20 protein-coding genes are annotated in these 22530 nt (G+C 68.7%); 7 read left to right on the top strand and 13 right to left on the bottom strand.

Features of this window, described 5'->3' with window-relative positions:
- Window positions 1–12 precede the first annotated feature (12 nt).
- Window positions 13–798, top strand: coding sequence for a hypothetical protein (locus ASE35_RS09840; RefSeq protein ID WP_157489396.1), 786 nt, complete (start codon window positions 13–15; stop codon window positions 796–798).
- Window positions 799–838: 40 nt separating this feature from the next.
- Window positions 839–1462, top strand: a complete 624-nt coding sequence (locus tag ASE35_RS09835) for a hypothetical protein (protein ID WP_057163739.1) — start codon at window positions 839–841, stop codon at window positions 1460–1462.
- A 10-nt stretch (window positions 1463–1472) separates the two neighbouring features.
- Here ASE35_RS09835 and ASE35_RS09830 read toward each other — a convergent pair whose 3' ends face one another.
- The 6 genes from ASE35_RS09830 to hppD all read right to left on the bottom strand — a co-directional run bounded on the left by ASE35_RS09830 (window position 1473) and on the right by hppD (window position 8126).
- Window positions 1473–2333, bottom strand: a complete 861-nt coding sequence (locus tag ASE35_RS09830) for a nucleoside-diphosphate sugar epimerase (RefSeq protein WP_056178761.1) — start codon at window positions 2331–2333, stop codon at window positions 1473–1475.
- A gap of 3 nt (window positions 2334–2336) precedes the next feature.
- Window positions 2337–3581, bottom strand: a complete 1245-nt coding sequence (nhaA, locus tag ASE35_RS09825) for a Na+/H+ antiporter NhaA (RefSeq protein ID WP_157489395.1) — start codon at window positions 3579–3581, stop codon at window positions 2337–2339.
- A 40-nt stretch (window positions 3582–3621) separates the two neighbouring features.
- A complete protein-coding gene (locus ASE35_RS09820) occupies window positions 3622–4575 on the bottom strand; it encodes a sodium:calcium antiporter (protein ID WP_057160414.1) in 954 nt (317 codons plus the stop codon).
- A 176-nt stretch (window positions 4576–4751) separates the two neighbouring features.
- Complete coding sequence (locus ASE35_RS09815; RefSeq protein ID WP_057163738.1) at window positions 4752–5375, bottom strand: hypothetical protein; 624 nt, start codon at window positions 5373–5375, stop codon at window positions 4752–4754.
- Window positions 5376–5460: 85 nt separating this feature from the next.
- On the bottom strand, window positions 5461–6786 hold the full coding sequence (gene hmgA, locus ASE35_RS09810) for a homogentisate 1,2-dioxygenase (protein ID WP_057160656.1): 1326 nt from the start codon (window positions 6784–6786) through the stop codon (window positions 5461–5463).
- Between the two features lie 248 nt (window positions 6787–7034).
- Window positions 7035–8126: a 4-hydroxyphenylpyruvate dioxygenase gene (gene hppD / locus ASE35_RS09805; protein WP_056178751.1), complete on the bottom strand. Its 1092-nt coding sequence runs from the start codon at window positions 8124–8126 to the stop codon at window positions 7035–7037.
- Between the two features lie 102 nt (window positions 8127–8228).
- Between hppD and ASE35_RS09800 the strand changes: the two genes are divergently transcribed.
- The gene (locus ASE35_RS09800; RefSeq protein WP_056178748.1) at window positions 8229–8711 is read left to right on the top strand and encodes a MarR family transcriptional regulator; all 483 of its coding nucleotides are present in this window, start codon (window positions 8229–8231) and stop codon (window positions 8709–8711) included.
- A gap of 682 nt (window positions 8712–9393) precedes the next feature.
- On the opposite strand, the gene ASE35_RS09795 is transcribed toward ASE35_RS09800, so the two are convergent.
- Window positions 9394–9858: a DUF6265 family protein gene (locus ASE35_RS09795; protein WP_057164004.1), complete on the bottom strand. Its 465-nt coding sequence runs from the start codon at window positions 9856–9858 to the stop codon at window positions 9394–9396.
- Between the two features lie 96 nt (window positions 9859–9954).
- Here ASE35_RS09795 and ASE35_RS09790 point away from each other — a divergent pair, with 96 nt between their 5' ends.
- Window positions 9955–10815, top strand: coding sequence for a helix-turn-helix transcriptional regulator (locus ASE35_RS09790; protein WP_057163737.1), 861 nt, complete (start codon window positions 9955–9957; stop codon window positions 10813–10815).
- A 10-nt stretch (window positions 10816–10825) separates the two neighbouring features.
- On the opposite strand, the gene ASE35_RS09785 is transcribed toward ASE35_RS09790, so the two are convergent.
- The 6 genes from ASE35_RS09785 to ASE35_RS09760 form a co-directional block, all read right to left on the bottom strand.
- Window positions 10826–11188: a hypothetical protein gene (locus ASE35_RS09785; RefSeq protein ID WP_235570044.1), complete on the bottom strand. Its 363-nt coding sequence runs from the start codon at window positions 11186–11188 to the stop codon at window positions 10826–10828.
- A 170-nt stretch (window positions 11189–11358) separates the two neighbouring features.
- Window positions 11359–11688 (bottom strand): hypothetical protein, encoded by a 330-nt coding sequence (locus ASE35_RS09780; RefSeq protein ID WP_056178739.1) that lies wholly within the window; start codon window positions 11686–11688, stop codon window positions 11359–11361.
- A gap of 53 nt (window positions 11689–11741) precedes the next feature.
- Window positions 11742–13220: an oligopeptide:H+ symporter gene (locus tag ASE35_RS09775; RefSeq protein ID WP_057163736.1), complete on the bottom strand. Its 1479-nt coding sequence runs from the start codon at window positions 13218–13220 to the stop codon at window positions 11742–11744.
- A gap of 99 nt (window positions 13221–13319) precedes the next feature.
- Entirely contained in the window at window positions 13320–14855 is a 1536-nt protein-coding gene (locus ASE35_RS09770) for an oligopeptide:H+ symporter (RefSeq protein WP_056178732.1), read from the bottom strand.
- Between the two features lie 360 nt (window positions 14856–15215).
- Window positions 15216–15632, bottom strand: coding sequence for an NUDIX domain-containing protein (locus ASE35_RS09765; RefSeq protein WP_057163735.1), 417 nt, complete (start codon window positions 15630–15632; stop codon window positions 15216–15218).
- The gene (locus ASE35_RS09760; protein WP_056178727.1) at window positions 15629–16501 is read right to left on the bottom strand and encodes a tryptophan 2,3-dioxygenase family protein; all 873 of its coding nucleotides are present in this window, start codon (window positions 16499–16501) and stop codon (window positions 15629–15631) included. The genes ASE35_RS09765 and ASE35_RS09760 overlap by 4 nt, the downstream gene beginning before the upstream one ends.
- Window positions 16502–16694: 193 nt before the next feature.
- Between ASE35_RS09760 and ASE35_RS09755 the strand changes: the two genes are divergently transcribed.
- From ASE35_RS09755 to ASE35_RS09745, 3 genes are all read left to right on the top strand, one after another.
- On the top strand, window positions 16695–19913 hold the full coding sequence (locus ASE35_RS09755; RefSeq protein WP_057163734.1) for a lamin tail domain-containing protein: 3219 nt from the start codon (window positions 16695–16697) through the stop codon (window positions 19911–19913).
- A 505-nt stretch (window positions 19914–20418) separates the two neighbouring features.
- The gene (gene pdhA / locus ASE35_RS09750; protein WP_057160406.1) at window positions 20419–21492 is read left to right on the top strand and encodes a pyruvate dehydrogenase (acetyl-transferring) E1 component subunit alpha; all 1074 of its coding nucleotides are present in this window, start codon (window positions 20419–20421) and stop codon (window positions 21490–21492) included.
- Window positions 21489–22520: an alpha-ketoacid dehydrogenase subunit beta gene (locus tag ASE35_RS09745; RefSeq protein ID WP_056178718.1), complete on the top strand. Its 1032-nt coding sequence runs from the start codon at window positions 21489–21491 to the stop codon at window positions 22518–22520. The genes pdhA and ASE35_RS09745 overlap by 4 nt, the downstream gene beginning before the upstream one ends.
- Window positions 22521–22530 lie beyond the last annotated feature (10 nt).

The following is a 22530-nucleotide window of genomic DNA, read 5'->3' as shown; positions in this document are numbered from 1 at the left end:
AAGGACGCCGCCATGACCACACGGACCTCCCGCACGGCCCTCGCCCTGCTGCTCGCCTGCTCGGTCTTATTCGCCGGGTGCCGGCTGGAGCGCAGCGTCTTGAACGGCATGGGCCAGGTGACGCCCGCGCAGTACTGCCCGGGCGATACGGTCACCGCCTCCTACGACCTGCTGCGCGAGGAGACCTGTCCCGCCGACGTCGATTGCGCGGCGCATTTCCCGAACATGACCATTACCAGCGCGCCCGAGGCCTTCCCGCCGCGCATGGTGCGCGCGTTCGCCGACAGCTTCACCTTCGCGCCCACCGCCGACCGCGTCGACGTGATCTTCGACATCGATCGCGATTCGGTAACGATTCCGACCTCGCGCTTCGACGGCAGCAGCCGCATCTTCGTCCAGCGCACCAACCTGCGCGACCACACCCACGCCATCACCCGCATCACCGGCACCATCGACAGCGAGTTGCTGCACGAGGGCGTGTGCTCGGGCAATACGCCGGTCAATCTGCCGGCCGAGGTTCCCGGCCCGCCGCGGCTGTCGCCGAACATGCGCCTGGCCGAGCTGTGCAATACCAACGGCGTGCCGATCATGGTCGAGGTCAGCACGACCTCGGGCAGCATGGCCTTCAACCTGCTGCCGGGCCGCTGCTTGCAGCCCGGCGTCGACGGGGTGCCGGCCGACCTGGCGAACGCGCGCACCATCGGCGCCAGCGCGCCCGATCTGTCGGCGCGTTGCTCGGCGACCATGCAGCAGCCACCGCGGCTGCTGCGCACGATCGCGCGCATGGCCTGCCGCTGAGCCGCGCGTCCGTCCCCCTTCCAGCTACGGGAACACCGCCATGAAACTTCCCCTGCGCTTCGCCGCCGTCGGTCTGTTTTGCCTTGCGCCGCTGGCCCTGCACGCCGCCAGTTCGGCCACCACCTTGCTCCAGAGCATGGACAAGACCCACTACAGCGCGCACGTGGTCGCCCGCATCAGCCAGTACGCGCCGCCGCTCAAGGGCAAGACCGAGCACGCGCTGGTCAGCGTCGACAGCGTCGAGCTGCTGCTGGAACGTCCGGACCGCTTCCGCTTCGTGCTGCGCCCCGGCCAGAAGGACGAGTTGACCTTCGTCGCCCAAGCCGGCATCGCGCGTTGGCGCGACAAGGCCAGCGGCACGACCGGCAAGGCCACCACCGACCAAGTCGTCGATCCGCTGGCCTTGATCGCGCTGGGCACGGCCGGCGAACTCAAGCGCTATTCGTCCTTGGGCGAACTCAATCCCGGCAAGTCCTCGCCCTTGCGCGGCGCGCGCCTGGATCCGCGCGTGTTCGGCAGCGACGTCGAACGCGCCACCGCCTGGTTCGGCAACGACCAGCCGGTCGGCTACGGTTTCGAGATGAGCGACGGCAGCCGCATCTACCTCGCCATCGCCAGCTACAAGCCCAACGTGCAGACCAAGCCCGGCGATTTCGAACTCTGAGCGCGTCGCCTCAGCGCGGATCGAACATCGAGCGTTCGGGCAGGAAGCGGCGCGGCGCGTACGCGAAATCGCGTTGCGCCGGCGCCAGGTCGAACACCAGGTCGCTGCGCATGCGCCGTACCGCGGCCTCGCCCAAGCCGGTGGCATGGCCGCTGGCCTGCGCGGCCAGCAAGGCCAGGTTGAACACCGGAGACGGCAGCTCGATCAGTTTCGGCGGTGGCTCCAGCACGCCCAGCACGCGCGCGACCATGTCGCGATAGCTCAGGGTCTCGCCGCCGGGCAGCGCGTAACCCTGGCCGTAGCTGGCCGGCGCCGACACGCAGGCGAACGCGGCCGCGGCGAGATCGTCCACGTGCACCGGCTGGCGCAGGCCGGTGGCGTTGCGCGGCAGCGGAAAACGCCCCCAGCGCTGGGCGATCGCGGCGATCCGGGTCAGGGTGGCGTCGCGGCCGGCGCCGTAGACCAGCGTGGGCCGCAGCGCGGTCGCGGCCGCGGCGCGCTCGCTGGCTTCGGCGAACAAAGTCGCCTCGCCCGCGCGCAAGCGCGCGGCGACGTCGCGTTCGTCCGGATCAGCCGAACCGCGCTTGGTCTCGACGCTGGTCGAGCCGAACGCGACCACGCGCGGCGATTCGACCCGCGAGGTCGCGTACCAACGCGCAAAGCCGTCCAGCGGCCCGCAACTGAAGATCGCATCGACCCGGCGCGGCAGTTCTTCGAGTTGGGCGAAGTCGCCGCGCAGCCAGTGCAGCCCCGGCTCGTCGTGCTGGTCCTGGCGCGACACCGCGCTGACCCGCCAGCCGGCGCGTCGCAACGCGCCCAGCAGCGGCAGACCGATCTGCCCGCTGGCGCCGAACACCAAAGCGTGCCGCATCCCTTAGCTCCGTTGCGCGCGCGACGGCAGCACCGCGCGCAACCACAGATAGCCCACCAGCGCCGAGATCACCGAGGCGGCCAGCACGCCCAGCACCGCCTCTTCGTAATGCAGGGGGTTCTGGTACGCCAGCGAGGCGATGAACAAACTCATGGTGAAGCCGATGCCGCACATCAGGCCCAGGCCCAGCATCGCGCGCAGGTCCATGCCGGCGGGCAGCTTGACCCAGCCCAGCGCGCGCAGCAGCAGGGCGATGCCGACGATGCCGATCGGCTTGCCGATCACCAGGCCCAGCACGATGCCCAGCGGCAGCGCGGCGGTAGCGTCGTCCAGGCTCAACCCGCCCAGCACCAGGCCGGCATTGGCGAACGCGAACAGCGGCAGGATCGCGTAGGCCACCCAGGGATGCAGCGCGTGCTCCAGGGTTTCCAGCGGCGAATGCTCGTGCGCGTCGTCGATGGCGTTGCGCTTGTCGACGTGCGGAATCATCAGGCCGGTGGCGACGCCGGCCAGGGTGGCGTGCACGCCCGACTTCAGCACGCACACCCACAGCACCACGCCCAGCAGCAGGTACGGCGCCAGCGCGGTCACGCCGCGACGGTTCAACAGCCACATGCCGGCCAGCGCGGCGCCGGCCCAGATCAACGCGGTCATCGACAGGCCGTGCGAATAGAACAGCGCGATGATCAGGATCGCGATCAGGTCGTCGATCACCGCGATCGTCGACAGCAACAGCTTCATCGCCGCCGGCACGCGCGACCCCAGCAGGGCCAGCACGCCCAGGGCGAAGGCGATATCGGTCGCCGTCGGCACCGCCCAACCGCGCATGGCCTCGGCGTCGCCGCGGTTCATCGCGTAGAACAGCAGCGCCGGCACCACCACGCCGGCGCTCGCGCAGGCCAACGGCAGGATCAGCTGGGCGCGCCCGGCGAGCTGGCCGCTGAGCATTTCGCGCTTGATCTCCAGCGCCACCAGCAGGAAGAAGATCGCCATCAGGCCGTCGTTGATCCACAGCAGCGCGGGCTTGGCGATATCCAGCGCGCCGATGCGCACCTGCACCGGCATCTGCCGGAACGATTCGTAGGCGTCGTGCAGCGGCGAGTTGGCCGCGATCAGGGCCAGCGCGGCGGCGGCGATCAGGACCAGGCCACCGGCGGCTTCCAGGCGGAAGAACTCGCTCAGCGCGCGCAGCGCGCGGGTCGGAATCGGACGCGCCGACGGCGGCGGCGAAGAGACTGGCGTGTTCATGGCCTCAGTATATCGACCCGACGCCGGCGCCCGCTCCGCATCAGCGATACAGCATCGCCAGTTCGAAGCCGATCCAGGCCAGCAAGGCGATCAACAGAACCGCGCCCTCGCCTTTGCTCACGCGCAGATCGCCGCGCAGCATCGGATACAGCATCAGCGCGAACGCGATCGCCGCGGGCAGTTCGAAGCGCACGAACGAAGCCGGCAGCGCCACCGCGTTCCAGGCCGCCATGCCGCCGACCACGATCAGCAGATTGAACAGGCTGGAGCCGATCACGTGCCCGACCACGATATCGCCCTGGCCGCGACGCGCGGCGGCGATGGCGGCGGCGGCTTCCGGCAGCGCGGTGCCGATCGCGACCGGCAACAGACCGGTGAGCAGCGGCGTGAGGCCCAGCGAAGCGCCCAAGCGCGGCGCCGCGCCGACCACGAATTTGGAACCGAAGTACAGCAGCACCGCCGCGATCGCGAAACGCAGCAGGTTCAAGCCCAGATCGGTGCGGGTGCGCGCGAACGCGGCGATGGCGTCCTGCAGTTCCGGCGCCTCGCGGCGCGTGCGCGCCATCGCGTAGGCGACCACGGCGAAGAACACGACCACCATGCCCGCGCCCTCGGCGCGGCTGAGCACGCCGTCCAGGCCGAGCGCGATCACCGCGGCGGTGCCCAGGATCAGCACCAGCAGCAGCGGCGCCAGCGAGCGCCAGCGCACCAGCAGCGGCGCGGCGAACGCGGCGATGCCCAGGGTCAGGCCGAAATTGACGATGTTGCTGCCGACCGCGTTGCCCAGCGCCAGGCTCTGCTCGCCGCGCACCACCGCCTGCAGGTTGACCGCCAGCTCGGGCAGCGAGGTGCCGAAGGCGACCAGCGCCAGCCCGGCCACGAACGGCGAGGCACCGAAACGCTGGGCCAACCCGGACGCGCCCTTGACGATGGAATCGCCGCCCAGCGCCAGCAGCACCAACCCCAGCACGAACAAGCCGATGGCTTCGAGCATGGTCTCTTCCCCTCGCGGACACTGCCCCGATTCTATGCCGAGTGCGGGGCTAGGCGTCCATCGGCGGTGCGGATAGGCGCCATGACTGCTTTGCGGGCCAAGGCGAGCGAGCGGATAGGGCGATGCCGCGGTTCGCTGCGCTCACCGCAGCCTACGGCCCTGTCGGCGGGCTGGGGTCAGGAGCAGCCTTCGACATAATCGACCTGCGGCGCCAGGCCCACCCGCCACAGGCTGGCCTTGCCGTCGACGATCTCGAACAGCAGCACGCCAGGGCCGGCCGCATCCTTGATGCGCCAGTACTCGCCGCCGTCGACGTACTTGTGCGGCTGGGTTTCGATTCGTCCCGCGTACAGCGCGCGCAGCTCGTCCGCGCCCATACCGACCTTGCCGCCGCCGGGCGCGACGATTTCCTCGCCCTCGCCGACGTCGTAGCGGACCAGTTTCTCGCCTTCGATCATCAGGCCCGGCAGCTCAGGGCGGCTGCTCGAGCTCAGGTAGTAGCAGCCGCCGGGTTCTTCCGCCTTGCCCGCGACGTCGCCGCCCAAGGCCTTGCGGGCTTCGGCCGCGTCGCTGCCCAGGCGCAGATCGCCATAGCCGTCCATGCGTGCCAGGCCGCCGTTCTTGGCCGGCGCCAGCGGCGTCGGCGCCGTGGCCGGCGGTACGTCTTCGCTGGGCTGATCGCTGACCGGCGGCGTTGCGGTGGGCGCAGGCGCCGGGGCGGAGGCGCGATCGCCGCAGGCGGTCAGCGCCAGACTCAGCAGCAGCGCGCTCGCGCCCAACTGGATGGAACCCTGCTTCATTACGACCCCGGCTGCGGCGCAGCGTATGCAAGACGCGCGCAGCCTAGCGGCCAGGCGTGAACGGCGCGCGAAGCGCCGCGCGGTCTCAGGCCGAGCGCGGCGGCTCGAAGTGCCGGCGCAAACCGGCCCAGCAAGCCTGGTACTCGCGCTGGCGGTGCGGCGCCTCGAAGGCCTGCGCGGTCGGGCGGATCACCGCGCGGGTCTCGAACATGAAGGCCATGGTGCCGCCGATCACGTCGGGCTTGCTCAAATCGGCGTGGCTGGCCTTCTCGAACGTGGCCGCGTCCGGGCCGTGCCCGCTCATGCAGTTGTGCAGCGAAGCGCCGCCGGGCACGAAGCCTTCGGCCTTGGCGTCGTAGGCGCCGTGGATCAGGCCCATGAACTCGCTGGCGACGTTGCGGTGGAACCACGGCGGACGGAAGGTGTGCTGCGCGACCAGCCAGCGCGGCGGGAAGATCACGAAATCCAGGTTGGCCGTGCCCGGGGTGTCGCTGGGCGAGGTCAGCACGGTGAAGATCGACGGGTCCGGATGATCGAAGCTGATCGAACCGATGGTGTTGAAGCGACGCAGGTCGTATTTGTACGGCGCGTAGTTGCCGTGCCAGCCAACCACGTCCAGCGGCGAATGGCCGAGCTCGGCGCGCCACAGCTGGCCCTGGAACTTGGCGATCAGTTCGAACTGCCCGTCGACGTCCTCGTAGGCCGCGTTCGGGGTCAGGAAATCGCGCGGATTGGCCAGGCCGTTGGCGCCGATCGGGCCCAGGTCCGGCAGGCGCATCAGCGCGCCGAAGTTCTCGCAGACGTAACCGCGCGCGACACCGTCGGGCAGTTCGACACGGAAGCGCACGCCGCGCGGGATCACCGCGATCTCCTGCGGCTCGACCTCGAGCACGCCCAGTTCGGTCGCCAGGATCAGGCGGCCGTGCTGCGGCACGATCAGCAGTTCGCCGTCGGCGTCGTAGAAGAAACGCCCGTCCATCGAACGGTTGGCCGCGTACATATGCACGCCCACGCCGTGTTGCGAAGCCGGCGAGCCGTTGCCGGCCATGGTGTAGAGGCCGTCGACGAAATCGACCGGCGCGTCCGGCATCGGCAGCGGATCCCAGCGCAACTGGTCGGGCGAGACCGGGCCGTGCTCGAAATCGTTGTGCAGGCGCGGCTGCGGATACGGCGCGAAGGTGCCGTGCATCGCCGCGGGGCGGATGCGGTACAGCCAGCTGCGGCGGTTCTCGCCGCGCGGCGCGGTGAAAGCGGTGCCCGACAGCTGCTCGGCGTAGAGGCCGTAGGCGACCTGCTGCGGCGAGTTCTGGCCCTGCGGCAGCACCCCGGTGTAGACCTCGGTCGCGAACTCGTTGCCGAAGCCGCTGAGATACCCGCGCGCGGCCACCCGCTGCGCATCGCGCTCGGGCATCGGGATCACGTTGTCGCTGTCGTTGGCGGCGGTGTTCATGGCGATTGCGCTCTGGAGCTTAGAGCCCCACTCCCTGCGGGAGAGGGGTTGGGGCGAGGGTCCGGCCGCCGAGGGCCCAGAGGGTCGCCTCGACCACCGCTTCGGTGTTCATCCATCCTGACAGTGGGGAGAGGCGGATTTGAGCGTACGGCCATGTCCCGCCCCTCTCCAACCCCTCTTCCGACGGAGAGGGGCTTGAAGCGCCGAGCTTAGAGCACGCCGCGGCGCATCTGGTCGCGTTCGATGCTCTCGAACAGGGCCTGGAAGTTGCCCTCGCCGAAGCCCTCGTTGCCCTTGCGCTGGATGATCTCGAAGAAGATCGGACCGATCGCGTTCTGGGTGAAGATCTGCAGCAGTTTGCGCTGGTGGGTCTCCGGGTCGGCGTCGATCAGGATCTTGTTCTTGGCCAGGCGCGGCACGTCCTCGCCGTGGTTGGGCACGCGCTGATCGATCACGTCGAAGTAGGTGTCCGGAGTGTCCAGGAACTCCACGCCCTGCGCGCGCATCGCTTCCACCGTGTCGTAGATGTTGTCGGTGAAACAGGCGATGTGCTGGATGCCCTCGCCCTTGTAGGCGTCGAGGTATTCGTTGATCTGCGACTTGGGATCGCTGGACTCGTTGAGCGGGATGCGCACCACGCCGTCCGGCGCGGTCATCGCCTTGGACACCAGGCCGGTCTTGGCGCCCTTGATGTCGAAGTAGCGGATCTCGCGGAAGTTGAACAAGCGCTCGTAATAGTCCGACCACTTCTGCATGTTGCCGAAGTAGAGGTTGTGGGTGAGGTGGTCGATGAAGGTCAGACCGAAACCGGCCGGATTCTGCGGCGCGCCCTGCACCGGCAGGTAGTCCTCGTACACGTTGCCCTTGTCGCCGTAGCGGTCGACCAGGTACAGCATGCAGTCGCCGATGCCCTTGACCACCGGCGCGTCGACCGCGCGGCTATCGGCCTGGTCGACGATCGCCTCGCCGCCGTTGCCGAGCACGGCATCGAGGACGGTGGTGCCGGGCTGCTGGAAGCGGATCGCGAAGCCGCAGGCGCTGGGGCCGTGCGCGCGCGCGAAGTCGGCGGCGAAGCTGTCCGGGTCTTCGTTGACCAGGAAGTTGACCCCGCCCTGGCGGTAGACCGTGATCGGACGGGTCTTGTGGTGCAGCACGGCGGTGAAGCCGAGCTTGCGGAAGTAGTCGTGCAGCATTTCGCCCTGACCGGCCGGGGCGGCGAACTCGACGAACTCGAAGCCGTCGATACCCAGCGGATTTTCGAAGGTGGTGACCTGCATGCCGAGGTTGGGCTGCGCATTCATGGCATTGTTCTCAGGTAGCGGCCGGACCCGCGCGGGACGGCCTGGTGCGAAGAGCCGTTATAGTTTCATATGAAACCATATGCAAGCAAGGTACAGCGCAGCATGAACAAGCCCCGACCCCGCCATGCCGAGCTCGACCTCGAGCATTTCCTGCCCTACCGCCTGTCGGTGCTGTCCAACCGGGTCAGCAGCGCGATCGCGCGGGTCTACTCCGAGCGCTTCGCCCTGAGCGTGACCGAATGGCGGGTGATGGCCGTGCTGGGCCGCTATCCGGGCCTGTCGGCCAACGAGGTCGCCCAGCGCACGGCCATGGACAAGGTCGCGGTCAGCCGCGCGGTGGCGCGCCTGATCGAGGCCGGCCGCCTGGCCCGCGAGACCCACGACGACGACCGCCGCCGCTCGGTGCTGCAGCTGTCGCCGGACGGCTACAAGATCTACGACGAGGTCGCGCCGCTGGCGCTGGCCTTCGAGCGCCGCCTGCTGGACGGCATGGACGGCGCCGAGCGCGAACTGCTGTTCCGCTTGCTGGATCGGCTGGATGAGCTGGAGATTCGCGCCGAGGCGGAGTTGCCGGTGGCGGGGTGAGAGCTAGCGCTGCATTCAAGCCCCTCTCCCGCTCGCGGGCCGCTCGGTTCTGGGCCCTCTCCCGCYCGCGGGAGAGGGGTTGGGGTGAGGGCCGACGCAGGCGCGCAACGCCAACCGCGTGCGCCGCCCTCATCCGCCCTTCGGGCACCTTCTCCCGCCAGCGGGAGAAGGGACTCCCATCGCGCCTACGGGTTCGCCCCTCTCCCGCCCGCGGGAGAGGGGTTGGGGTGAGGGCCGACGCAGGCGCGCAACGCCAACCGCGTGCGCCGCCCTCATCCGCCCTTCGGGCACCTTCTCCCGCCAGCGGGAGAAGGGACTGCAAACCTCCCATCGCGCTTACGCCTTCCAGCGCGCTTACGCCTCTCATCGCGCCTACGCGTTAGCCCCTCTCCCGCTCGCGGGAGAGGGGTTGGGGTGAGGGCCGGCGCAGGCGCGCAACGCCAACCCCATGCGCCACTCTCATCCGCCCTACGGGCACCTTCTCCCGCCAGCGGGAGAAGGGACTGCAAACCTCCCATCGCGCTTGCGCCTTCCAGCACGCTTACGCCTTCCATCGCGCCTACGCGTTAGCCCCTCTCCCGCAACACGGAGAGCTGTGAGCTTCGTAGGATGCGGTGAGCCGAAGGCGAACCGCATCGCCACAGCGCCTTAGGTCGAAGGCGGTGCGGTGCCCGGGCAGACCCTATTCTCCGCAACGCCGGTACTCGAACGCGATCCGCAGTTCCTTCCCCTCCCGCCCCGGCCCCGCGATCTCCGCGTGCAGCCGCTCGCCCTCGCGCCGGTACTCGATGCGCTGCGGAAAATCGTGCGCAAGGTTCTCGAACCGAACCCGATTCGGCCCGCCCTCGCTGCGCCGGAATGCGGTCGCCTTGCCGCCGCCTGGCTGGGCCAGATACGTCGACACGCCGTCCACGGGCTCGATGCGCAGGAACTCGAAACTGCCGACGCGCTCGCCGCGCGCGGTGCGCGACACCCCGTACAGGCGTCCGCCCACCGCCGGCAGCCAGGTCTCGTCGATGCGCTCCCCGTCGGCTTCGCTGCACCAGTGCCCGGCCATCCAGCCCAGATCGGCGGCGGCTTCACTGGCGGCCGTCGGCGACACGGCCAGCAGTAACCCCAGGCCCAACAGACTCGCGGCGAAATTCATCGGCATCCCCTTTTCGTGATCGATTGACCGCCACGCTAGCGTCGGCGCACCGCGATCGGCTTGTAAAAACGCGCAGGCTCGGGCTTTGATGGTGGCATGGACTACAGCGAGCAGCCCGTACCGCCGTCGCTGAGCCGCCACGTGCAATGCCTGTGGCGGCTGCGCGACGACGCGCCCGCGCCCGAAGTGCAGGCGATCTATGCCGACGGCCGCTGCGAACTGATCGCGCACCTGGGCGCGCCGATGCGCCTGTACGGCGCCAACGGCGACTCCCAGTTGCAGGCGCCGCTGTTGTTCGCCGCTCAGCAACGCGGCCCGATCCGCCTGCAGCCGACCGGACCGGTGCATTGCCTGGGCGTGCGCCTGACCCCGGCCGGCTCGACCTTGGTCGCCGGCGCGCGCCTGGCCGCGTTGCGCGATCGCATCCCCGACCTGCGCGAGCTCGACCCGGGCTTCGCCGCGGCCTTCGCCGAGGCCGCCCACGCCTGCGTCGCCGGACACGGCGTCGACGCAATGTGGGCGCTGCTCGCGCAGCGCGCGGCCGCCCAACCGCCGGACGCCGCGATCGAACAGGCGCTCGCGCAGTTGGACCAACACGACGGCGACCTGCGCATCGCCGAACTCGCGCGCACCGCCGGCCTGGGCCTGCGCAACCTGCAGGCGCGTTTCCTGGCCGCGGTCGGCATGACCGCGAAGGAGTACGCGCGGGTGCGGCGCCTGCAAGCCCTGTTGCGCAGCCTGGACGAAGAACGCGCCGAGATCGCCGATGCCGCCGCGCGCCACGGTTACAGCGATCAGGCCCACGCCACCCACGACCTGAGCCGCTGGACCGGCATCACGCCCGCGCGGCTGGTGCGCGCGCTGCGCGGCGATCGCGACGGCGAAGCCACCCTGCGCCTGGCCGCGGCCTTCGTGCGCGGACATTCGGGTGTGCGCGCGGTGGCGCTGGGCGACTAGCGCAGGCGGCTCAGTCGCTTTGCGGCTCGGGCCAGTACGCGCGCATCCGATTCCAGCAACGCTCGATCTCGGCGACCGTGGCGCGCGGTCCGGAGCGCACGGCCGTCCCCGAGGCGATGCGCAGATGCGCCAGCAACCACTCGTCCGGCCAGCCGTCCCAGACGCCCAGGTGATTGCGCAAGTTCGCGTGCAGCGCCGGGAACACCTCGTTCCACAGCACCGCCTCGGCCTCGCTCCGGCTCAGCCCGGACTCGGCCACCGTCCGGGCGATGTAGGCGTAAGTAGGCTCGTCGATTTCGGTATCGAGGAAGAACTCCGCATAAGCGCGCCACAGCGGCAGTCGGTCCTCGGGGCTGGCTTCGATCATGTTCACATTGAACATCCAATGCCTGCTCGGGCCAAGCCGATCGGCGACCAGGGCGTATCCATCGCTGCCGTCGGCTGCTCCTGCGGCCAGCGCCTGAACTCCCCTTCAGGCAGCGGGTTGCGGCTCCCGTATCTCCGCCAAGTCCATGCGCATCGACGATGGCCGACGATCCAGCCTCAAGGAGCGTCCGCGTACTGCCCGGACCGCCTACGATCCGGCAGCACGTGGATGAACCAATAGAACAGCTTCGACCAGCCAGAGGTCTCGAACACCAGGAACGCGCCCCATACGTTGCTCGCGCCGCCGATGTAACGATCCTTCCAATGCAGGACGGGAATGAACATGAGCCAGAAGAACAAGGGCGCGGCTAACAGGATGCCGACGAACGTAAGCGCCACCACATCGGTCGGAATGCCGACGATCATGAGGACTAGCCCCAAGCCCGCCGCCAGTGCGAAACGCTTCAGCCACAGCCATTTGGGTTCGAACCATTCAGCGCGCGTCATATGGCCTCCAAGACCGGATCCGATCGAACAGATGCGAAACGACCTCCGATGGCCTACTTCACCCCATGCATCAACTTGTTGATGAACGGCGCGAACAGCAGGAAGGCCACGCCCATGCCGAAGCCCGCGTACGCGATGTGGGTATAGGTGGCCGAGTACTGCGCCAAGCCGCCCAGATCGCCGCCCGACGCCACCGCCGCGACCAGACCGGCGACGTAGTTGCCGATCGCCGAGCACAGGAACCAGGCGCCCATCGCCATGCCCGTGTCCTTGGGCGCGGCCAGCTTGGACACCATCGACAGGCCGATCGGCGACAGGCACAGCTCGCCCATGGTGTTGAACAGGTAGGCCAGCACCAGCATTTCCCAGGGAATGCGCCCGCTGCCGTCGGCCATGTAGGCGATGCCGGCGATCAGGACCGAGAAGCCCACCGCGACCAGCAGTAGCGCCAGCGCGAACTTGCGCGGCACCGACGGGTTCCAACCACGCTCGTCCAGGCGCGGCCAGGCCCAGGCGAACAGCGGCGCCAGCGCGATGATGAACACCGAGTTGGCCGACTGGAACAAAGCGAAGTTGAACGGCGCGTCGACGTGGTCCTTGGCGAAGAAATTCAGCGACGAGCCGGCCTGCTCGAACATGCCCCAGAACAGGATCTTGGCCAGAAACAGCAGCAGCATCGCGGTGTAGCGGTGCATCTGTACCTTGTCGCCGCTGCGCAGGCTGCCGCCGATGAAGTACACGCTCAGACCGATCATCATCGCCAGCAGGATGTAGCCGACGATCTGGGTGCGGCTGAGCATCAGGTAGACCACGGGCACCGCGGCGATGCAGCCCAGCAGCACCTTGATCAAACGCGCGCGGTTGAGCGCGGGCACCGGCGATTCGCCGATGCGGCCGAGCTGGCCGCGCAGCCAATGGAACATCATCAGGCCCAAGATCATGCCCACACCGGCGGCGAAGAAACCCCAGCGATAACCGAAGCGCTCGCCGATGATGACGCCGCACACCAGCGGCGCGAGCGCGCCGCCGATATTGATGCCCATGTAGAAAATGGTGAAGCCCGAGTCGCGGCGCGGATCGGCCGGCGCATACAGGCGTCCGACTATGGTCGAGATATTGGGCTTGAACAAACCATTGCCGACCACGATCACCGCCAGGCCCAGCAGGAACCAGGTCAGCTGCGGAATCATCAGCAGGAACAGCCCCACGGCCATGATCGCGCCGCCGAGCACGATCGACGGCCGGTAGCCCAGGTAGCGGTCGGCGATGAAACCGCCGAACAGGCCGGTCGCGTAGATCAGTGCGGTGTAGGCGCCGTAGGTCAGGCTGGCCTGGGCGCGCGCCTCGCCTTCCGGCAGCAGGCTGAAAAAGGTGCTGGCCACGTACACGGCCAGCAGCGCGCGCATGCCGTAGTAGGCGAAGCGCTCCCACATCTCGGCGCCGAACAGCATCCATAGCGCGCGCGGGTGGCCGACCAGCTCACCCGGCGGCGGTGCGATGAATTCGGGTTCGACGTGTTTGCTGACGGTCATCGGAAGGCGCTCATGCGATAGCGGGTTGCGAATGCGGCGACGCCACGGCCGGAGCTCTCCGGCCGTGGCGCCTAGGGGTACGGCTGCGGGCGACGGCGCTTACTTGACGCCGTGCATCAACCGGTTGATCAGCGGGGCGATCAGGAACAGCAGCAGGCCCGCGCCGGCCAGGATGTAGAAGCCCATGGTGTAGGCGGTCAGCGCCGAAGCCGTGGTCATGCCGGTCTCGCCGCTGGCTTGGCCGGCGAAGATGCCGGCGAGGTTGTTGCCGATCGCGATCGACAGGAACCAGGCGCCCATGGCGAAGCCGGTCAGGCGCGCCGGCGCCAGCTTGGTCACCATCGACAGACCGATCGGCGACAGGCACAGCTCGCCCACCGACTGGATCCAGTACACCGCGAACAGGGTCCAGAACGGGATCTTGCCGGTGTCCGGCGCGATCAGGTTGACCAGCGCGAACATCAGCAGCAGGAAGGCCAGGCCGTTGAAGATCAGGCCCAGGCCGAACTTGCGCGGGATCGAGGGATTGGCGCGGCCCATGCGCACCCAGATCCAGGCGATCACCGGCGCCAGGGTGATGATGGCCACCGAGTTCACGCTCTGGAACCACGACACCGGGAACTGCGTGCCGCCGGCCAGCGCCTGGAACAGGCTCTCAAAGCCGATGTTGCGGTCGACGATCTTCTCGGCCAGGAAGTTGAACGAGCTGCCGGCCTGTTCGAAGAAGCACCAGAAGAACACGTTGAAGGTCAGGATGATCAGCATCGCGATCACCTTGTCGCGCGAGACCTTGCCCTCGCGGATGCCTTCCACCACCAGCATGATGGCCGGCACGATCAGCAGCGCGATCAGGATGTACTGCAGCACCATCGCGTTGATGGTCAGCAGGAAGAAGAAGATCGGAATCGCGATCAGCGCCGCGCCGGCCAGGACCATGAAGGAACGGGTCAGGCTGGTCTTGTCCGCGGGCGGCAGGCCGATGCCCTTGAGCTGGGCGCGACCGAACCAGAACCAGATCAGGCTCAGCACCATGCCGACGCCGGCGGCGATGAACACCACCTTGTAGGCCGGCGTGTCGTTGACGCCGAACACCTTCTGGGCCAGGTACTGGGTGATCAACGGCGCCAGGAACGCGCCCAGGTTGATGCCCATGTAGAAGATGGTGAAGCCCGAATCGCGGCGGCCATCGCCCTGCAGGTAGAGCTTGCCGACCATGGTCGAGATGATCGGCTTGAACAGGCCGTTGCCGACGATGATCGTGGCCAGGCCGAGCTTGAACATGGTCTCGGTGGGCGAGGCCAGCAGGAACAGGCCGGTCGCCATGATCAAGGCGCCGAGCAGAATCGAGCGTTGGTAGCCGATCAGCTTGTCGGCGATCCAGCCGCCGAAGATCGCCGAGGCGTAGACCAGCGCCAGGTAGGCGCCGTAGAGCTCGCTGGCGGGCTTCTCGTAGCCGGCGTCGCCGCCGTGGAACTGCGCCACGATGTACAGGACCATCGCCCAGCGGATGCCGTAGAACGCGAAGCGTTCCCAGAATTCGGACATGAACAGCATCCATAGAGGCTTGGGATGCCCCAGGACCTGCTTGAATTCCGGAATGGGCGTTTCGCCCGTCGTCGTTGCGGCTCCGCTCATGCGGTGTCCCCCGTGTGTCGAAACTGAATGAGATGACCCTTGCCGGCGGCACGGGATCGGGGAGATTTACCGGGTGCTGTCGGTCCCGTCAAACCTTTGTGAAGACGCTCGCGTATTGCTGCGGCGCAGCAATCGGCGCCGCGCGTCGCGCGAAAATGCCTGAACGGGAAGCGATTTTGCCGAATCCCGCCGCTGGGCTTGCGCCTGGCTGGGACATGCAGCGCTGCCGTCGCGCCGACGCGGACGCTGCGGACCGGATGAACGAATGCCTAGCGCGGCATGCGGCGCCCGCCGCGTGCGCGCCGTCGGCGCGCGATTGCGCGGTCGACGATCTCAGCCCAGTGCCCGCGCCCGCCCGCTTCAAGCCCCCTCGGCCGCCAGCGCCTCGCCCAGCAGGCGCGCGAACGCCGGATGCGCCGCAGCGAGGTGGCGCGCCGCCTCCTGCGCCGTGCACCAGCGCAATTCCTCGTGCTCGTCCGGCTGCCGGTTGCAGGGCTCGCCGCGCCACTGCGTGACCGCATACAGATGCAGGCGCCAGGGCGTGGGCTGCGCGCCCTCGAGGGTGTCCAGGCGTCGCCAGCGCGTGGGCACCACGCCGGCCTCCTCGTCCAATTCGCGCATCAAGGTGTCGAGTTCGCTCTCGCCGTCCTCGCTATGGCCGCCCAGCACGTCCCAGGCACCGGCGAGAAATTCGCGGTCGGCCGTGCGCCGGCCCAACAACACGCGTCCGTCGCGCACCAGCAAGGCGCCGACGCACTCGTGCGCGCGCGCGCTCACGGCACGATCGCGCCGCCCGGGCCGATGCTGGTGCGCACTTCGAACAGCTCCGGGAAGAAGGTCAGTTCCAGCGCCTGCTTGAGGAAGCCCACGCCGCTGGAACCGCCGGTGCCGCGCTTGAAGCCGATGATGCGCAGCACCGTGCGCATATGGCGGAAACGCCATAGCTGGAACTGGGTTTCGACGTCGACCAGGTCCTCGCACAGCGCGTACTCGCGCCAGTACACATCGGTGTTTTCATAGATGCGTTCGAACACCGGCTGCAGGGCGGGATCGGCCACATGCGGCTGGCGCCAGTCGCGCTGCAGGTGCGCGGCCGGGATCGCGTGACCGAAACGCGCCAGGTACATCAGGAATTCGTCGTAGAGACTGGGCGCGGCCAGCGCGCTTTCGAGTTCGGCCTGGGCCTGGGGATCGTGCCCGAACACCCGCAGCATGCCCTCGTTCTTGTTGCCCAGCATGAATTCGATGCGCCGGTACTGCAGCGACTGAAAGCCCGAGGACGGCCCCAGGGTGTCGCGGAAGCCCATGTATTCCGACGGCGTCAGGGTCTCCAGCACCGACCACTGCTCGGTCAGCTGACGCAGCACCTGCTTGCAGCGCGCCAGGACCTTCTGGCACTGCCAGACCTGGTCGTTGCGCAGGTGTTCGATGGCCGCGCTGAGCTCGTGGATGATCAGCTTCATCCACAGCTCCGACACCTGGTGCTGAATGATGAACAGCAATTCGTCGTGGTGCGGCGGGTCGGAGCGGCCGTGCTGGGCCGACAGCAGGCGATCCAACTGCAGATAGCCCGCATAGGTGATCCGCCCCTGCAGATCGGTGTGGATTCCGGTCTCCAGTTCGCGCTGGTTCTTCTCGACGGTCATCGCGGTTCTCGCTTAGGGGCGCAAAGGGTACCGCAGCGCACACCTTCCGGACGGTCCACCCCCATCACCGTATGGTATGCCGTCATGCCTCTGAAATGCCGATTTGTGACGATTGATGCACAATCTTGCCAGCCCGCGTCAGGGGAGCATTCCTGGGGAATCTTTGGGCGGGCGGCATCCAACGGGGAAAAACATGGACAAGTTCTTAGGCCGCCTGGCGGCCGTGGCTTTGACGTTCCTGATGGCCGGCGGCGCGCATGCGCAAGTCGTGGTCAGTCAGGTCTACGGCGGGGGCGGCAATTCCGGTGCCACGCTGAAAAGCGACTTCATCGAATTGCGCAATAACGGCGCCACGGCGGTCGATCTGAGCGGATGGAGCGTGCAATACGCGTCTTCCGCCGGCGCCACCTGGGCGCGCACACCGCTGACCGGCAGCATTCCGGCGGGCGGCTACTACCTCATCAAGCAGGCCGACGGCGCCGGCGGCACCGTCGACCTGCCCACGCCCGACGCGACCGGCACCCTGGCCATGGCCGGCACCGCCGGCAAGGTCGCGCTGGTCAACAACAACGTGTCGCTGAGCGGCGCCTGCCCGGTCGGCGGCGCCACCGTGGTCGACTTCGTCGGTTACGGCACCGCCGCCAACTGCTCGGAGACGGCGCCCACCGCGACGCTGACCAACTCCACGGCCGCGCTGCGCAAGAACGACGGCGCCACCGACACCGGCAACAACAGCGCCGACTTCAGCACCGGCGCGCCGACCCCGCGCAACACCGGCACCGCGCCGCCGAACCCACCGGATCCGCCGGTCGCGCTGACCATCGCCCAGATCCAGGGCGCCGGCCTGCTCTCTGCCTACGACGACAAGCTCGTGGTCACCGAGGGCATCGTCACCGCGCGCAAGTTCAACAACGGCTTCTTCCTGCAAAGCGCCAACGACGACGGCAACCCGGCCACCTCCGAAGCGGTGTTCGTGTTCACCGGCGCCGCACCGCCGGCCAGCGCCGCGGTCGGTAACCGCGTGCGCGTGACCGCCAAGGTCGACGAGTTCACCCCGCCCTCGAATCCGAACCAGCTCAGCATCACCGAACTGGTCTCGCCGACGGTGGAGCTGCTGGAAACCGGCGTCGCCCTGCCCGCCGCGGTCGAACTGAGCTCGACCGAGCTCGGCGCCAACGCCACCCCCGGCACGCTGGAACGCCTGGAAGCGATGCGCGTGAGCGTGGCCCAGTCGGTCGCGATCTCCGGCACCGACGGCAGCATCGACGAAGACGACGCCAACTCCTCCAGCGACGGCGTGTTCTACGTGCGCCTGCCCGAAGTAGCGGTGCCGTTCCGCGAGCCCGGCATCGGCATCATGGACACGATCCCGATCCCGGCCGGCAAGAACCCGCCGCGCTTCGACACCAACCAAGAACGCCTGATGGTGCGCAGCCGCGGCCAGATCGGCGCGCTGCCGCTGTCGGTCGACGGCCAGGCCCAGATCTCCGGCCTGCTCGGTGTGCTCGACTACTTCGCCGGCACCTGGGCGCTGTTGCCCGACACCGCCACGCCGCCGACCTTCGCCGGCGGCAAGCAGCCCGAGGCGGTGGCCGACGCGGCCTACGAAGACATCACCATCGGCGGCTTCAACCTGCTGCGCTTCTTCGACGAAGTAGCCGAGAGCAACGGCGCGCCGACGCTGAAGCCCGAAGCGGTGGAGAAGCGCCTGGGCAAGACCTCGGCGGCGATCTGCCAGTACCTGAAGACGCCCGACATCCTGGGCGTGGTCGAAGTCGAGAACATCGGCATCCTCGGCCGCCTGGCCGAGCGCATCAACGCCAACTGCCCCAGCGCGCCGGCCTACGTACCCTACCTGGTGTCGGGCAACGACCCGGGCGGCATCAACGTCGGCTTCCTGGTCGCCACCCGCGACAACGGCGCCGGCCAGCCGCGCGTGGAAGTGCTGGAAGTGGTGCAGTACGGCAAGGACGCGACCTTCGCCAATCCGAACGGCAGCACCGCCCTGCTCAACGACCGTCCGCCGCTGCTGCTGCGCGCGATCGTGCACCAGGACAACGGCGCTTCGTATCCGATCACGGTGATCGCCAACCACCTGCGTTCGCTCAACGGCATCGACGATGTCGCTTCCGGCGGCAACGGCTGGTCCACCGAGGGCGCGCGCGTGCGCGCCAAGCGCGGCGCGCAGGCGGCCTACCTGGCCGGCCTGATCGAGCAGATGCAGCAGGCCAACCCGAACGAGAAGATCGTGCTGATCGGCGACTTCAACGCATTCGAGTTCAACGACGGCTACACCGACGTGCTGGGCATCATCAAGGGCGAGGAAGCCGCCGAAGACCAGGTCCTGACCTACGTCGACAGCCCGCTGACCAGCATCTTCGTCGACGGCTCGCAGCTGATCGCCGATCCGGCCCAGCGTTACTCGTACGTGTTCGAAGGCAATGCGCAGACTCTGGACCACGTGCTGGTCAACGAGGCGCTGGTGATGGACAACGTCGGCCTGTCGGTCGACCACGCCCGCATCAACGCCGACTTCGGCGTGTTCCGCTTCGGCGATGCCAGCCAGCCGCTGCGCGTGTCCGACCACGACCCGGTGCGCCTGGTCCTGAGCGTGCCCGGCTTCCGCAGCGCCGACCTGGCGGTGAGCGCCTCGGCCAGCCCGGCCAGCGCCCGCGCCGGCCAGACGGCGACCTACACCGCCGGCGTGTTCAACGCCGGTCCGAATGCGGCCGACGCCGCCGCCGTGGCCTTCGTGTTCGACGCCCTGGTGGCGCCGGTCGCGACCGCTCCGGCCGGCTGGACCTGCGCCGCACCAGTGCAGGACGCGACCACCACCACCGTCACCTGCACCACGCCCAGCCTGGCCTCGCAGGCCTCGGCCACGTTCTCCTTGAACGTGGTGCTGCCGGCCCTGGCCAGCGGCACCCCGCTGCGCATGGCGGTGGCCGCGCAGTCGCAGACCCGCGACCCGGCCAACGGCGACAACCAGGCCTCGGCGCAGGTCGTGGTGACCACCCAGGCCGACCTGTCGGTGCAGATCGCCGGCGGCGCGCTGCCGGTGCGCAAGGGCGCGATCGCGACCTTCCTGGTGCCCGTGACCAACGCCGGCCCGGACGCCGCCGCCCAGCCCAAGCTGGTGCTGACCGGCAACGTCGCGGTCTCGGCCGCGGCGGTCGCCGCCCCGGCCGGCTGGACCTGCGCCCGCACCGCGGTGCCGACCGGCTTCCGCGCCGAGTGCAACCGCAACGGCAGCATGAACCGCGGTACCCAGTGGTTCGCTCTGGCGGTCGTGGTGCCGGAACGTCCGGCCGTGGGCAGCAGCCTGGTGTTCGACGCCAACATCAGCGCCGCCACCCCGGACCCGGTCGCCGGCAACAACAGCGACACCATCAGCGTGCAGATCCGCCGCTGATCCGTAGCAAGCTTTGAACGAAAGGGCGCGGCGCGAGCCGCGCCCTTTTCGTTTGTGCGGCCCGCCGCCCTCGACCGCGGTTGCCCTTGCTCTCTGTGGGAGCGACGTGAGCCGCGATCGCGCAAGCCCGCACGTCCGCGCCGAATCGGATTCCGGTGTAGCGCCGCCGCTTTGATTTCGCGGTCGCGGCTCACGCCGCTGCTACCCCGAAGCGGTGCGCAGCGCCCCCAAAACGGGGCCCACCGTACGCCCGCGTGCAGTCGCGCCTAGTCGTTTCCGCGATTTTTTGCATGCCGCAGCGCGCAACGGCGCTTAACACGCGTTTGGGTATCATCCGCAGCACCACGCAACAGCCGCCACCGCGGCCGCTGCGACAGCGCCAGGTCCGCAGCAAGCCCTCACCGGCCGCCGCGGACCCAGCCAGTCTGAACGGTCCGCGCGCCGGCACTGGATCCGGGCGGGAAGGTTCGGGCCTCCCCCATCCCCAATTCAGGACTGCCCCGCGATGACCGTCGCCGCGACGTTCGAAATCGAATACCTGCAATACCTCGGCATCGACGGCCAGCCCGTCGCCGAACTGCCGCCCGCGTTCCGCGACGCCAGCAAGCTGCTGCCGCTGTTCAAGCAGATGCTGTTCGTGCGCGTGTTCGACACCAAGGCGATCGCGCTGCAACGCACCGGCAAGCTCGGCACCTACGCCGCCTGCCTGGGCCACGAGGCCACCCACGTCGGCATCGGCGCCTCGATGCTGCCCGACGACGTGTTCGCGCCCAGCTACCGCGAGTACGGCGCGCAGTTCATGCGCGGCGTGCTGCCGCGCGAAGTGCTGCTGTACTGGGGCGGCGACGAGCGCGGCAACGACTTCTCCGGCCCCAGGAAGGACTTCTCCTGGTGCGTGCCGATCTCGACCCAGTGCCTGCACGCCGCCGGCGCCGCGCTGGCGTTCAAGCTGCGCAAGGAAAACAACCTGGCCGTGGCCTGCTGCGGCGACGGCGGCTCGTCCAAGACCGACTTCTACGCCGCCCTGAACTCGGCCGGCGCCTACCAACTGCCGCTGATCCTGTGCGTGATCAACAACGGCTGGGCGATCTCGGTGCCGCGCTCGGCCCAGACCGGCGCCAAGACCCTGGCCCAGAAGGGCATCGCCGGCGGCCTGCACTGCCTGCAGGTGGACGGCAACGACCTGATCGCGGTGCTGGAAGGCATGCGCCGCGCCGCCGAGCGCGCGCGCAAGGGCGAAGGCGGCAGCGTGATCGAGTTCATGACCTACCGCCTGCACGACCACACCACCGCCGACGACGCCCGCCGTTATCGCGGCGAAGCCGAAGTCAAAGAGGCCTGGACCCGCGACCCGGTGCCGCGCCTGCGCGCCTATCTGACCGCGCAGGGCCTGTGGAGCGAGGACGAAGAGAAGGCCTGGGCCGAGGAATGCGGCAAGAAGGTCGACGTCGAGATCAACGCCTACCTGGAAACCCCGGTGCAGCCGGTCGAGGCGATGTTCGATTACCTGTACGCCGATCCGCCGCCGGATCTGCTCGCGCAACGTGCGGCCGCGCTGGCCCTGGAGGGTCGTCGATGAACGTCGATACCAAAGTGAAGGTCGAGACCGCCAACGCCGTGGCCGCGCCGGTCGCGATCACCCTGATCGAAGCCATCACCCAGGCCCTGGCCTACGAGATGCGCGCCGACGAGACCGTGCTGGTGCTGGGCGAGGACGTGGGCGTGAACGGCGGCGTGTTCCGCGCCACCGCCGGCCTGCAGCAGCAGTTCGGTTCCGAGCGCGTGCTAGACACGCCGCTGGACGAAACCACCATCGCCGGCCTCACCGTCGGCCTGGCCGCGCAGGGCATGAAGCCGGTCGCCGAATCGCAGTTCGACGGCTTCGTGTATCCGATGGTCGATCACATCATCTGCCACGCCGCGCGCTTCCGTTACCGCACGCGCGGCCGTCTGCACTGCCCGATGGTGCTGCGCGTGCCGTGGGGCGGCGGCATCCGCGCGCCCGAGCACCACAGCGAAGCCAACGAATCCATCTTCACCAACGTGCCCGGCCTGCGCGTGGTCATGCCGTCCTCGCCGGCGCGCGCCTACGGCCTGCTGCTGGCTGCGATCCGCGACCCGGATCCGGTGATCTTCATGGAGCCCAAGCGCATCTACCGCCAGTACAAGGAAGTGGTGGCCGACGACGGCGAGGCGCTGCCGCTGGACGTGTGCTACGTGTTGCGCGACGGCAGCGACGTGACCCTGGTCAGCTGGGGCGCGCAGGTCAAGGAAGCGCTGGAAGCGGCCGACAAGCTGGCCGGCGAAGGCATCAGCGCCGAGGTGATCGACGTGGCCACCCTGCGCCCGCTGGACTTCGCCACCATCGCCGAATCGGTGAGCAAGACCGGCCGCTGCGTGATCGTGCACGAAGCGCCCAAGACCGCCGGCTTCGGCGCCGAAATCGCCGCGCGTCTGGCCGAGGAGTCGATGTACGACCTGCTCGCGCCGGTCGAGCGCGTCACCGGCTACGACACCCACATCCCGCTGTTCCGCCTGGAAATGAAGTACCTGCCCAGCGTGGAACGCATCGTCGCCGCGGCCAAGCGCGCGCTGGCGGCGGGCTGAGCGCAGGGCG

It is taken from the genome of Lysobacter sp. Root916, assembly GCF_001429785.1.
GTDB lineage: Bacteria > Pseudomonadota > Gammaproteobacteria > Xanthomonadales > Xanthomonadaceae > Lysobacter.
Note: the sequence above shows the minus strand (reverse complement) of the source record. Positions and strands in the feature narration are given on the sequence as shown.